The organism is Streptomyces sp. NPDC014623 (assembly GCF_043088245.1).
Taxonomy (GTDB): domain Bacteria; phylum Actinomycetota; class Actinomycetes; order Streptomycetales; family Streptomycetaceae; genus Streptomyces.
The window spans coordinates 100248-113721 of the sequence record NZ_JBIBZU010000007.1 but is presented as its reverse complement, the minus strand read 5'-3'; the positions used below and the strand labels follow the sequence as shown (position 1 = coordinate 113721).

Below are 13474 nucleotides of genomic sequence, written 5' to 3'. Positions count from 1 at the left end.
AGGTTTCGCGCATGCCCCGTCCCTTCACTCTCTTCACCGGCCAGTGGGCAGACCTTCCACTGGAGGAGGTCTGCCGGCTCGCCCGGGACTTCGGTTACGACGGTCTCGAACTCGCCTGCTGGGGCGATCACTTCGAAGTGGACAAAGCTCTCGCGGATCCCGGTTACCTCGACGGGCGGCGGCAGCTGCTCGACAAGTACGGGCTGAAGTGCTGGGCGGTCTCCAACCACCTCGTCGGCCAGGCCGTCTGCGACAGCCCGATCGACGAGCGTCACCAGGGCATCGTGCCCGCCCGCGTCTGGGGGGACGGGGAGCCCGAAGGCGTGCGCCGACGGGCGGCCGAAGAGATCAAGAACACCGCCCGCGCGGCGGCCGCCTTCGGCGTCGACACGGTCATCGGCTTCACCGGTTCCTCGATCTGGCACCTGGTGGCCATGTTCCCCCCGGTCCCGCCGCACATGATCGAACGCGGTTACGAGGACTTCGCCGAGCGGTGGAACCCGGTCCTGGACGTCTTCGACGCCGAGGGCGTGCGCTTCGCCCACGAGGTGCACCCCAGCGAGATCGCGTACGACTACTGGACGACGAAACGGGCCCTGGAGGCCGTGGACCACCGGCCCGCGTTCGGGCTGAACTTCGACCCGAGCCACTTCGTGTGGCAGGACCTCGACCCGGTCGGCTTCCTGTACGACTTCCGGGACCGGATCTACCACGTGGACTGCAAGGAGGCCCGTAAGCGTCTCGACGGACGCAACGGGCGCCTCGGCTCGCACCTGCCGTGGGGTGATCCGCGACGCGGCTGGGACTTCGTCTCGGCCGGGCACGGCGACGTGCCCTGGGAGGACGTCTTCCGGATGCTGCGGTCCATCGGATACGAAGGGCCGGTCTCCGTGGAGTGGGAGGACGCGGGCATGGACCGGCTGACGGGGGCGCCGGAGGCGCTGGCCTCGCTGAAGCGGTTCGACTTCGACCCGCCGAGCGCCTCGTTCGACGCGGCGTTCGGGGGCGGCGAATAGCCCCCGGCCCCCGGCCCTCGGACACCGGGCAGGCCTGATCACGCCGAGTCACCTCGGACCCACCGGGCCCCTCCGGACGAAGCCCGGGGAGACCGGGGCGCGGGTCCGGGGCGGAGCCCGCTCCGGGAAGGGGCGGGCAGGCGGAGCAGCCCCGTCGGCCATGCGCCGCGGGGCGGTCAGGCCTGCCCGGACGCCTCTTTGTCCAGCCATGGGCAAAAGTTCGATCCCACCCCTGCGCAAGGGCTTTCCGTACGGGACGAACACGGCTACGGTCCCCTACGTGTACACGACATGACCCACGTCCCCGGGGCCCCGTGAGGACCCCGGTGACGAGCGCGGCAGTCCCCGCGCGAACGGCAGAACGCACCGCCCGAACAACCGGCCCACTCCGGAGGACGCACGTGCACAGAAGCAGCAGACGGCTCCGAGCCCGAAAGACACTCGCCCTCTTCACCGGCGGACTGCTCGCCGCCGCAACCCTCACCCTGGGATCCTCGCCCGTCGCCACCGCCGACGCCCGGGCAGCCTCGGCCGCACAGGACGCCGCCGAGGACTTCCAGCAGGTCACCCTCGCCAAGGGCGCCGCCGAGACCGGCGAACCCATCTCGCTGGCGGTGCTCCCCGACCGCAGCGTGCTGCACACCTCACGCAACGGCGAGCTGCGGATCACGGACAGTTCGGGCAACACCCGGGTCTCCGGCACCATCCCCGTCTACTCGCACGACGAGGAAGGGCTCCAGGGCATCGGGGTCGACCCGGACTTCGCGGAGAACCGGGCGGTCTACCTCTACTACGCGCCCCCGCTGGACACCCCCGCGGGCGACGCCCCGGAGAACGGCACCGCAGCCGACTTCGCGAAGTTCGACGGCGTGAACCGGCTCTCCCGCTTCGTGCTCAACGAGGACGGAACCCTCGACAACGCGAGCGAGAAGAAGGTCCTCGACATCCCCGCCACGCGCGGCATGTGCTGCCACGTGGGCGGCGACATCGACTTCGACGCACAGGGCAACCTCTACCTCTCGACGGGTGACGACTCCAACCCGTTCGCCTCCGACGGTTTCTCGCCGCTCGACGACCGCCCCGACCGCAACCCGGCGTTCGATGCCCGCCGCACCTCGGGCAACACCAACGACCTGCGCGGCAAGATCCTCCGCATCAAGGTGGCCGACGACGGCTCGTACACCGTCCCCGAGGGGAACCTCTTCACCCCCGGTACGGACAAGACGCGGCCCGAGATCTACGCGATGGGCTTCCGCAACCCCTTCCGCTTCAGCGTGGACAAGGCCACCGGCATCCTCTACGTCGGCGACTACGGCCCCGACGCGGGAGCCGCCGACCCGAACCGCGGGCCGGCCGGACAGGTGGAGTTCGCCCGGGTGACGAAGCCCGGCAACTTCGGCTGGCCCTTCTGCACCGGTGACAACGACCCTTACAGGGACTACGACTTCGCGACGCAGACCTCCGGACCGGCCTTCGACTGCGCCGCCCCGAAGAACGAGTCGCGGTACAACACGGGCCTGGTCGACCTGCCGCCCGCGCAGGCTGCCTGGATCCCGTACGACGGCGCGTCCGTGCCCGAATTCGGCACCGGCTCCGAGTCCCCGATGGGCGGACCCGTCTACCACTACGACGCGGACCTCGACTCACCGGTGAAGTTCCCCGAGGAGTACGACGGGGACTTCTTCGCCGGAGAGTTCGGCCGGCAGTGGATCAAGCGCATCGAACAGGACGCCGACGGCGCCGTCCAGTCCGTCAACGACATCCCGTGGACCGGGACACAGGTGATGGACATGGCGTTCGGACCCGACGGCGCCCTGTACGTCCTGGACTACGGCCTCTCCTGGTTCGGCGGCGACGAACACTCGGCGCTGTACCGCATCGAGAACGCCACCGGTGGCCGCTCACCCATCGCCGAGGCCTCCTCGAACAAGACCTCCGGAGTCGCACCCCTCAGGGTGAAGTTCTCCTCGGCCGGCACCACCGACGGCGACGGTGACGCCCTGACCTACGCCTGGGACTTCGGCGACGGCGGCAGGTCCACGGCGGCCGACCCCGCGTACACGTACAAGAAGAACGGCACCTACACGGCGACGGTGACCGTCAAGGACCCGACGGGCCGCACCGGTTCGGCGAGCGTGCACGTCACCGTCGGCAACACCGCGCCCGTCGTCGACATGCAGTTCCCGTCCGACGGCCAGCTCTTCGAGTTCGGTGACGAGGTCCCCTTCAAGGTGACCGTCAAGGACCCGGAGGACGGCACCATCGACTGCACCGAGGTCGAGGTCAAGTTCACGCTGGGCCATGACAGCCACGGCCACGACATCACCACCGAACACGGCTGCGAGGGCACCATCAAGACCGCCATGGAAGGCGGCCACGACCCGAACGCCAACATCTACGGCGGCATCTCGGCGTCCTACACCGACGGCGGTGGCGGCGGCCAGGCCGCACTGACCGGCCGCGACCAGGCGATGCTCCAGCCGCGCCACCGCCAGGCCGAGCACTTCACCGACTCCTCCGGTATCACCACCCCGAGCAAGTCCAGCGCCCACGGCGGCCGGACCGTCGGAGACATCGACAACGACGACTGGATCTCCTTCACCCCGTACATCCTCGACGGCTCCACCAAGCTCACCGCCCGCATCTCCTCGGCCGGCGCGGGAGGCTTCCTCGAAGTGCGGGCCGGATCGCCCACCGGCAAGATCCTCGGCTCCGCACCCGTCCCGGTGACCGGCAGCTGGGACACGTTCCAGGACATCGACGTGCCGCTGCGCGGCGCACCGAAGAAGGCGACGGAACTCTTCCTGGTCTTCAAGGGCGGAGCCGGAGCCCTGTACGACGTGGACGACTTCGAACTCTCCGACAGCCCGGTCGACCGGACCGCCAAGCGCGTCCTCGTCTTCTCCAAGACGGGCGGCTTCCGGCACGACTCGATCCCCGCGGGCATCACGGCACTGAAGGAACTGGGCAAGGACACCAACATCACGGTCGACTCCACCGAGGAGGCCGGACAGTTCACCACCAGCAACCTGGCGCGCTACGACGCCGTCGTCTTCCTCTCGACGACCGGGGACGTCCTGAACGCCGAGCAGAAGAAGGCGTTCGAGAACTTCGTCTCCACCGGCGGCGGTTACATGGGCGTCCACGCCGCGGCCGACACCGAGTACGACTGGGAGTTCTACGGAGGACTCGTCGGGGCGTACTTCGACTCGCACCCGCAGATCCAGCCCGCGACCGTCCGTGTGGAGAACCACGACCACCCGGCGACCGCGCACCTGGACGAGGCCTGGGACCGCACCGACGAGTGGTACAACTACCGCACCAACCCCCGGGACAAGGCCCAGGTCCTCGCCACCCTGGACGAGACCACCTACACCGGCGGCAACATGAAGGGTGACCACCCGATCGCCTGGTGCCAGGCGTACCAGGGCGGACGCTCCTTCTACACCGGCCTCGGCCACACCAAGGAGTCCTACGCCGAACCCGCCTTCCGGCAGCACCTGCTGGGCGGGCTGCGCTATTCCTCCGGGCAGGTGAAGGCCAACTGCAAACCGGACACCGGCTACCGGACGATCTTCAACGGCAAGACGCTCGAAGGGTGGAAGCAGGCCGGCCCCGGCAAGTTCGCCGTCGCGGACGGCGAGCTGCGCTCCGAGGGCGGCATGGGCCTGCTGACCTACCAGGCCAAGGAGCTGGGCTCCTACTCGCTGAAACTCGACTGGAAGATGGCGGGCGACGACAACTCCGGTGTCTTCGTCGGCTTCCCCGAGTCGGACGACCCGTGGTCCGCGGTGAACAACGGCTACGAGGTCCAGATCGACGCCACGGACGCGCCGGACCGCACGACCGGCGCCGTCTACACCTTCAAGTCCGCCGACATCAAGGCGCGTGACCGGGTCCTGCGGCCACCCGGCCAGTGGAACAGCTACGAGATCAAGGTCCGGGGCGAGCGGCTCCAGGTCTTCCTCAACGGGGTGAAGATCAACGACTTCACCAACACCGACCCGGCCCGCAGCCTCAAGGACGGCTACATCGGCCTCCAGAACCACGGAGCCGATGACCAGGTGTCCTTCCGCAACATCCAGCTGAAGGAACTGCCCTCGACGTAGGGCGGCCACCTCCTGCACCGGCGGCGGGAGGGGAAGCGCGACTCCTCCCCGCCCGCCGCCCACCACCCCTCTACATCCCCCCAGGGAGGCAGCCCGTGACCGCACATGCCGTTCGTACCGGAGTCTGGTTCATCGGAGCACGCGGCTCCGTCGCCACCACCGCCACCGCCGGGTGCGCGGCCATCGCGGGCGGGCTCCACCCGCCGACCGGCATGGTCACCGAGACACCACCCTTCACCGGCAGCGGGCTGCCACCGCTGACCTCCCTCGTCTTCGGCGGGCACGACACCCTCGACTGCCCCCTGCCCAAGAGGGCCGAGGCCCTCGCGGCCGGAGGAGTGCTCCCCCACGGGCTTCCCGCGGCCGTCGAGGCCGAACTCACCGCCGCCGACGCGGAGATACGGCCCGGGGGACCGCTCCCGGGTGACACCCGCACCGACGAGGAGCTCGTCGCCGCCTTCGCCGCCGACATCGAGGCCTTCACCCACCGCCACGGGCTGGCCCGCACGGTCGTCGTCAACGTCGCCTCGACCGAACCCGCCCCCGGTGAGGGCGACTCCCGGCTGCCCGCCAGCTCGCTCTACGCGGCGGCCGCGCTCCGCGCCGGCTGCCCGTACGCCAACTTCACCCCCTCCACCGGGCTGCGCAGCCCGCACCTCCAGGACGCCGTCGACTCCTGCGGACTTCCCCACGCCGGACGTGACGGCAAGACAGGTCAGACGCTGCTCCGTTCCGTGCTCGCACCGATGTTCGTCCAACGTGCACTGCCGGTGCGGGCGTGGTCGGGCACGAACCTGCTGGGCGGCGGGGACGGGGCGGCGCTGGCCGACCCGGCTGCGGCGGCCGCCAAGAACGCGGGCAAGGAACGCGTCCTCGCCGACACGCTCGGGTCGGCCCCCGAGGGCGAGGTCCACATCGACGACGTACCGGCGATGGGGGACTGGAAGACGGCGTGGGACCACATCGCCTTCGACGGGTTCCTCGGCTCACGGATGATCCTCCAGACGATCTGGCAGGGATGTGACTCCGCCCTCGCCGCACCGCTGGTACTGGACCTGGTCCGGCTGCTGGCCCGCGCCCACGAGGCAGGCCTGACCGGGCCGCGGCCCGAGCTGGGCTTCTACTTCAAGGACCCGGACGGCGGTCCCGCCGCGCTGCCCGAGCAGTACGCGGAACTGCTGGCCTTCGCCGAACGCCTGCGGACCGCCCGGTGAGGCCGCTCCGGCTGCTCGCGGCGATGACCGGCTCCCCCCGGCTGCTCGCTGCCCCGCAGCGGACCCCGGCCGTCCCCGTGCGGACCTCCCAGGACAGCCTGTCCGGTGCGGGCGGGACTGCGCCCGCACCGGACAGGCCCCGTGCCCGCGCGCACCTGCGGGCCTGGACGGAGCTGCTGCGCGTGTCCGCGCTGTTCACCGTGCCGGGAGACGCGTTCGCCGGGGCGGCCGCCACCGGCCGGCGCCCCGGCCGGGGCACCGCACTCGCGGTCGGCGCGTCGCTGTGCCTGTACGAGGCGGGCATGGCCCTCAACGACTGGGCGGACCGGGAGGAGGACGCCGTCGACCGCCCGCACCGCCCGATCCCCTCGGGCCGCGTCGCACCGGGGGCGGCCCTGGCCGCAGCGGGCGCCCTCACGGCGGCGGGCCTGGCCCTGGCCGCTCGCGCGGGCCGCCCCGCCCTGGCCGTGGCCTCCGGCCTGGCGGCCACGGTCTGGGCCTACGACCTGCACCTCAAACACACGAAGCTGGGACCTGCCGCGATGGCCGCGGCCCGCACCCTGGACCTGCTGCTCGGCGCGACCGCCACGGCGGCAGCGAGGCCGACGGCGGCTGCCGGGGGGAGGGCGGCCGGGGGCGCCCGCACACCTTCCGCCGCGCTCCCCGCCGCCCTCGCGCTCGGCGCCCACACGTACGCCGTGACCGCCGTCTCCCGGCACGAGGCACAGGGCGGCTCGACCGCCGCGCCGCTGGCGGCGCTGGCCGGTGCGGCCGGAATCGGGGCAGCAGTGCTGCGCGGCAGGGCAATGCCGGGGGAGCCGCCCCGCACCACCGCCGGACGGCTGCTGATCCCCGCCTTCACCGGTGCCTACCTCCACACCTTCGTGACCCCGTCGTTCCACGCCGCCCTCAACCCCTCCCCGCCCCTCACCCGACGCGCCGTCGGAGGCGGTATCCGCGCCATGATCCCGCTGCAGGCCGCACTCGCCACCAGGGCCGGCGCACCCGTCACCGGGCTCGCGGTCATGGGACTCGTGCCCGTGGCCCGCACGCTCGCCCGGAAGGTGAGCCCGACATGAGCCTCCGCCTCGGCTACGGCACCAACGGGCTGACCGACCTCCGGCTCGACGACGCCCTCGGCCTCCTCGCCGACCTCGGCTACGACGGGGTCGGCCTCACCCTCGACCACATGCACCTCGACCCGCTCGCCCCCGACCTCGCGGCCCGCACCCGGCAGGTGGCCCGCAGGCTCACCGGACTGGGCCTCGGCGTCACCGTCGAGACCGGCGCGCGCTATGTCCTCGACCCCCGGCGCAAGCACGGGCCCTCCCTCCTCGACCCCGACCCGGAGGCCCGCGCGGCCCGCACCGCCCTCCTCGTCCGGGCCGTCGAGGTGGCCGCCGACCTCGGAGCCCACGCCGTGCACTGCTTCAGCGGCCTCACACCACCGGACACCACCACGGACACCGCGTGGCAACGGCTGGCCGACGCACTCGCCCCCGTCCTGGACGCCTCGGACCGTGCGGGCGTCCCCCTCGCCGTGGAGCCGGAACCCGGTCACCTCCTCGCCACGCTCGCCGACTTCCACCACCTGCGCACCCTCCTCGGCGACCCCGGTTCTCTCGGACTCACCCTGGACATAGGCCACTGCCAGTGCCTGGAGCCCGCCCCGCCCGTCGACTGTGTGAAGGAAGCCGCCCCCTGGCTCCGCCACGTACAGATCGAGGACATGCGACGCGGCGTACACGAACACCTGCCGTTCGGCGACGGCGAGATCGACTTCCCGCCGGTGCTCGAAGCACTCGCCTCCAGCGGATACGACGGCCTCACCGTCGTCGAGCTGCCCCGCCACTCCCACGCGGGCCCCGAGCTGGCCCGCAGCTCGATCGACTTCCTGCGCCGGGCCACCGGGCCGACGAACGGAGCCGCACCGTGCTGAACAGCCGCAAGGAACTCGACGGCCGGCTCCGGGGGGCGGCCAGGGCCTGGCTCGACGAAGCGCTCGCCGAAGCCGCGCACGCCGCGGCCCACCCCGGCGCGGACAGCGGCGACCCGCCCTGGGAACTGCGGTTCGCATCCGCGGGGAGACACTGCGGACCCGAGCACGCCGATTCCGCACGCGCGCTGCTGCTCGTCGAAGCCCGCGCGGGGCTGCCGGCGGTGACCAGGCTCTACGAGCGGGGCACCGCCGCCGAACGCCGCGCCGTCCTCCTCACCCTGCACCGGCTCGACCTCGGCGCCGGCGCACTGCCGCTCGTCGAGGACGCCCTGCGCACCAACGACACCCGGCTGGTCGCAGCGGCCGTCGGCCCGTACGGCGCGGCCCACCTCGACGCACACGGCTGGCGGCACGCCGTCCTCAAGTGCCTCTTCACCGAGGTCCCGGTCGAGGCCCTGGACCGGCTCGGCGAGCGGGCCCGCGGCGACACCGAACTCGCCCGAATGCTCCGTGACTTCGCCACCGAACGTACCGCGGCGGGACGCCCCGTCCCCGCCGGCCTGCGGACCGTACTCGACCTCACGGCCCCGGCCGTCCCCGCCCCCACGTCCACGGAGGAACCCCGATGAGGATCTTCGACCCCCACATCCACATGACCTCCCGCACCACGGACGACTACCGGGCGATGTACGACGCCGGGGTCCGCGCCCTCGTCGAACCCTCCTTCTGGCTCGGCCAGCCCCGCACCTCGCCCGCCAGCTTCTTCGACTACTTCGACGCCCTCCTCGGCTGGGAGCCCTTCCGCGCCTCCCAGTACGGCATCGCGCACCACTGCACACTCGCCCTCAACCCCAAGGAGGCGAACGACCCCCGCTGCACCCCCGTCCTGGACGCCCTGCCGCGCTACCTCGTCAAGGACTCCGTCGTCGCCGTCGGTGAGATCGGCTACGACTCGATGACCCCCGCCGAGGACACCGCTCTCGCCACCCAGCTGCAGCTCGCCGCCGACCACGGACTTCCCGCGCTCGTCCACACCCCGCACCGCGACAAGCTCGCCGGGCTGCACCGCACCATCGACGTCGTCCGCGAATCGGACCTCGCCCCGGAGCTGGTCCTGCTCGACCACCTCAACGAGACGACCGTGAAGGACGCCCTCGACAGCGGCTGCTGGGCCGGTTTCTCCATCTATCCGGACACCAAGATGGACGAGGACCGCATGATCACGGTCCTGCGGAACCACGGCACCGACAAGATCCTCGTCAACTCGGCCGCCGACTGGGGAAAGAGCGACCCGCTGAAGACCCGCAAGGTGGCCGACACCATGCTGAAGGCCGGATTCGACGAGGACGACGTCGACAAGGTCCTCTGGCGCAACCCCGTCGCCTTCTACGGGCAGAGCGGCCGGCTCCAGCTCGACACCGCGGCCCCCGGCCCGCTCCACGAGGGAAACTCCATCCTCCGAGGCGGGGAGTGAAGCATGCGCTTCCGCCACCCCGACGGCTCCGTCGTCCACCTCGCGTACTGCACGAACGTGCACCCCGCCGAGACCCTCGAAGGAGTCCGCGCACAACTGCGCGACCACTGTGAGCCCGTACGCCGACGGCTCGGCCGGGACCGCATCGGGATCGGCCTCTGGCTCGCCAAGGACGCCGCCCGCGTCCTGGTCAACGACCCCGCCGCCCTGCGCTCGCTACGCGGCGAGCTCGACCACCGCGGCCTGGAAGTGGTCACCCTCAACGGCTTCCCCTACGAGGGCTTCGGAGCCCAGGAGGTCAAGTACCGCGTCTACACACCGGACTGGACCGACCCCGAGCGGCTCGCCCACACCACCGACCTGGCCAGACTGCTCGCCGCCCTGCTCCCCGACGACGTCACCGACGGCAGCGTCTCCACCCTGCCGATCGCCTGGCGCACCCCGTTCGCCGACGACCCCACGGCAGCCGGTACGGCGCAGAAAGCACTCACCACGCTCGCGCAGCGGCTCGACGCCCTCGCCGAGCTGACCGGCAAAACCATCAGGATCGGCCTCGAACCCGAACCGGGCTGCACCGTGGAGACCACCGCCGACGCCATCGGCCCCCTCACCGCGGTGGGCCACGACCGCATCGGCATCTGCGTCGACACCTGTCACCTGGCCACCTCCTTCGAGGACCCGGACACCGCGCTGGACGCCCTGCACACGGCCGGGATCCCCGTCGTCAAGGCCCAGCTCTCCGCGGCACTGCACGCCGAACACCCGCACCTGCCCGAGGTGCGCGCCGCCCTGGGCGCGTTCGCCGAACCCCGCTTCCTGCACCAGACACGCACGCTCACCGCGTCGGGCCTGCGCGGGACCGACGACCTGGACGAGGCGGTGTCCGGCGGCGTCCTCCCCGACAGCACGCCCTGGCGCTCCCACTTCCACGTCCCCCTGCACGCACCGCCGGCGCCTCCGCTCACCTCCACACTCCCCGTCCTCCGGTCCGTGCTGAACCGGCTCGTCGGCGGGCCCGTGCCCCTCACCCGCCACCTCGAAGTCGAGACGTACACCTGGCAGGCGCTTCCCGCCGAGCTCCGGCCGCGCACCCGCACCCAGCTCGCCGACGGCATCACCGCCGAACTCACCCTCGCCCGCGACCTCCTCGTCGACCTCGGACTGAAGGAGCTCCCTTGACCGCCCCCGAAGCCGGTACGCGTCCCACCCCCCTCCTCGTCCTCGACGTCGTAGGCCTCACCCCCCAGCTCCTGGCACACATGCCGAACCTGAGAGCCATGGCCGGAACCGGCGCACAGGCACCCCTGACCACCGTCCTGCCCGCCGTCACCTGCGCCGCCCAGTCCACCTTCCTCACCGGCACCACCCCCGCCGAACACGGCATCGTCGCCAACGGCTGGTACTTCCGCGAGCTCGGCGACGTCCTCCTGTGGCGCCAGCACAACGGGCTCGTCGGGGGGGACAAGCTCTGGGACGCCGCCCGGCGCGCCCACCCCGGCTACACCGTCGCCAACATCTGCTGGTGGTACGCGATGGGCGCCGACACCGACTGGACCGTCACCCCGCGCCCCGTGTACTACGCGGACGGCCGCAAGGAACCCGACTGCTACACCAGGCCCCCGGCGCTGCACGACGAGCTCACGGAAGAGCTCGGCACCTTCCCCCTCTTCCACTTCTGGGGGCCCGGTGCCGACCTCGTCTCCTCGCAGTGGATCATCGACGCCACCCGGCACATCCTCACCACCCGCACCCCCGACCTGGCCCTCTGCTACCTCCCGCACCTCGACTACGACCTCCAGCGCTACGGCCCCGACGACCCCCGCTCCCACCGGGCCGCGGCCGACCTCGACCGTGCCGTGGGACCCCTGCTGGACGACGCCAGGGCCGAGGGCCGCACCGTCGTCGCCCTCTCCGAGTACGGCATCACACGCGTCGACCGGCCCGTGGACATCAACCGCGCGCTGCGCCGCGCCGGCCTGCTGGAGGTCCACACCCAGGACGGCATGGAGTACCTCGACCCGATGGCCTCGCGTGCCTTCGCCGTCGCCGACCACCAGCTCGCCCACATCTACGTACGCCGGCCCGAGGACCTCGAAGCGACCCGGGAAGCCCTCGCGGACCTGCCCGGAATCGAGCAACTCCTCGACGACGAAGGCAAGAAGGCCCACCACCTGGACCATCCCCGCTCCGGCGAGCTCGTCGCCGTCGCGGAGAAGGACGCCTGGTTCACGTACTACTACTGGCTCGACGACGACCGCGCACCCGACTTCGCGCAGCTCGTCGAGATCCACCGCAAACCGGGCTACGACCCCGTGGAACTCTTCATGGACCCCCAGGACCCCTACGTCCGGGTCAGGGCCGCCTCGGCAGTCGCCCGCAAGAAACTCGGGATGCGCTACCGCATGGCGGTCGTCCCTCTGGACCCCTCACCCGTCCGCGGCAGCCACGGCCGCCTTCCCACGAGCGACGACGAAGGCCCGCTCATCCTCTGCTCCACCCCCCACGCGTTCACCGGCCGAGTCCAGGCCACCGAAGTGAAGTCCCTGCTGCTCCAGCTTGCCGGACTGCACTGACAATCCGCCCCGCCCGTACGTTCACAGGGAGATTCGTGATCATGAGCCGCACCCCGAAGGACCCCGAGCTCGCGCGCAGACTCAGCCGCCGCAACGTCCTGGGCGTGGCCGCCGGAGCCACGGCCGCCACCCTCCTCAGCGGCGCCACCGCCCAGGCGGCGGGTCCGCACGGCGGCCACGGACACGAACACGGCCACGGGAACGGCCACGGCAAGGGCCGGGCCGTCCTGCCCCCCGGCCGCCTCGGCATCCAGCTCTACAGTCTCCGCGACAAGATCTCCACCCTCGGGTTCGCCCCGGTCTTCGCCGAGCTCGAGAAGTACGGCTACGACGAGATCGAGTTCGCCGGCTACACCCAGGGCTCGGCCGGTGCCCTCACACTCGCCCAGCTCAAGAGGCTGGCCGGGGACCACGGCCTCAACCCCATAGGCAGCCACGTCAACTACTACGACGACGACAACCCCGGTGCCTACTCCTTCGCGCAGAACCTCACCAAGGTCCTCGACGAGGCGGAGGCCCTCGGCCTCAAGCACATCGGCACCGCCTCCGGGCCCTTCCGCTACGGCTCCACGGTCGACGGCTGGAAGCGGGCCGCGGAGGACTTCAACACCTACGGCGCCGCCGCCCGCAAGCGCGGCATGAAGTTCTACCAGCACAACCACGCGGAGGAGTTCTCCTTCGCCACCGACAAGCCGAAGGTGCGCCTCTACGACGTCCTGCTCGCCGAGACCGACCCCGACCTGGTCTACCTCGAGATGGACATCTACTGGGCGTTCTGCGCCCAGTTCCGCTTCGGCAAGCGGGCGGACGGCACACCGGCCCCCTTCGACCCCATCGACTACGTACTCGAGCAGCCCCACCGCTACCCCCTCTTCCACGTCAAGGACGGCACGCGCGACGACTCCGTCCGTGACGGCTACGACATGACGGACGTCGGTGACGGGGACATCGACTACAAGAACTTCCTGAGCCGGGTCACCACCCGTACCCACCGTGGCCGTACCTACCACCACTGGCAGACCGAGCACGACAACCCGGTCGACTCCCTCGCCTTCGCCCGTAAGTCCAGCGCACACCTGCACTCGCTCCGCCAGAGGCGCTGCGGCGACTGACGGCACATACGTGTGGGGCCCGGTTCCAGGAACCGGG

General features: G+C 71.4%; 10 protein-coding genes. All 10 read left to right on the top strand.

Annotated elements, in window-relative coordinates:
* The first annotated feature begins 11 nt into the window (after window positions 1–11).
* On the top strand, window positions 12–1016 hold the full coding sequence (locus ACF1FZ_RS14130; protein WP_391773645.1) for a sugar phosphate isomerase/epimerase family protein: 1005 nt from the start codon (window positions 12–14) through the stop codon (window positions 1014–1016).
* Between the two features lie 401 nt (window positions 1017–1417).
* Window positions 1418–5125: a ThuA domain-containing protein gene (locus ACF1FZ_RS14125; protein WP_391773644.1), complete on the top strand. Its 3708-nt coding sequence runs from the start codon at window positions 1418–1420 to the stop codon at window positions 5123–5125.
* 95 nt (window positions 5126–5220) lie between these two features.
* Window positions 5221–6339, top strand: a complete 1119-nt coding sequence (locus ACF1FZ_RS14120) for an inositol-3-phosphate synthase (RefSeq protein WP_391773643.1) — start codon at window positions 5221–5223, stop codon at window positions 6337–6339.
* Between the two features lie 23 nt (window positions 6340–6362).
* Window positions 6363–7418, top strand: a complete 1056-nt coding sequence (locus ACF1FZ_RS14115; RefSeq protein ID WP_391773642.1) for an SCO3242 family prenyltransferase — start codon at window positions 6363–6365, stop codon at window positions 7416–7418.
* Complete coding sequence (locus ACF1FZ_RS14110) at window positions 7415–8278, top strand: sugar phosphate isomerase/epimerase family protein (RefSeq protein ID WP_391773641.1); 864 nt, start codon at window positions 7415–7417, stop codon at window positions 8276–8278. Before ACF1FZ_RS14115 ends, ACF1FZ_RS14110 begins: the two co-directional genes overlap by 4 nt.
* Window positions 8272–8907 carry an EboA domain-containing protein gene (locus tag ACF1FZ_RS14105; protein ID WP_391773640.1) on the top strand — a complete coding sequence of 212 codons (636 nt, stop codon included), beginning with the start codon at window positions 8272–8274 and terminating at the stop codon, window positions 8905–8907. Before ACF1FZ_RS14110 ends, ACF1FZ_RS14105 begins: the two co-directional genes overlap by 7 nt.
* Window positions 8904–9752: a TatD family hydrolase gene (locus ACF1FZ_RS14100; RefSeq protein WP_391773639.1), complete on the top strand. Its 849-nt coding sequence runs from the start codon at window positions 8904–8906 to the stop codon at window positions 9750–9752. The genes ACF1FZ_RS14105 and ACF1FZ_RS14100 overlap by 4 nt, the downstream gene beginning before the upstream one ends.
* 3 nt (window positions 9753–9755) lie before the next feature.
* Window positions 9756–10931 (top strand): metabolite traffic protein EboE, encoded by a 1176-nt coding sequence (gene eboE / locus ACF1FZ_RS14095; protein WP_391773638.1) that lies wholly within the window; start codon window positions 9756–9758, stop codon window positions 10929–10931.
* Window positions 10928–12325: an alkaline phosphatase family protein gene (locus ACF1FZ_RS14090; RefSeq protein ID WP_391773637.1), complete on the top strand. Its 1398-nt coding sequence runs from the start codon at window positions 10928–10930 to the stop codon at window positions 12323–12325. Before eboE ends, ACF1FZ_RS14090 begins: the two co-directional genes overlap by 4 nt.
* Before the next feature lie 41 nt (window positions 12326–12366).
* A complete protein-coding gene (locus ACF1FZ_RS14085) occupies window positions 12367–13437 on the top strand; it encodes a sugar phosphate isomerase/epimerase family protein (protein WP_391773636.1) in 1071 nt (356 codons plus the stop codon).
* Window positions 13438–13474 lie beyond the last annotated feature (37 nt).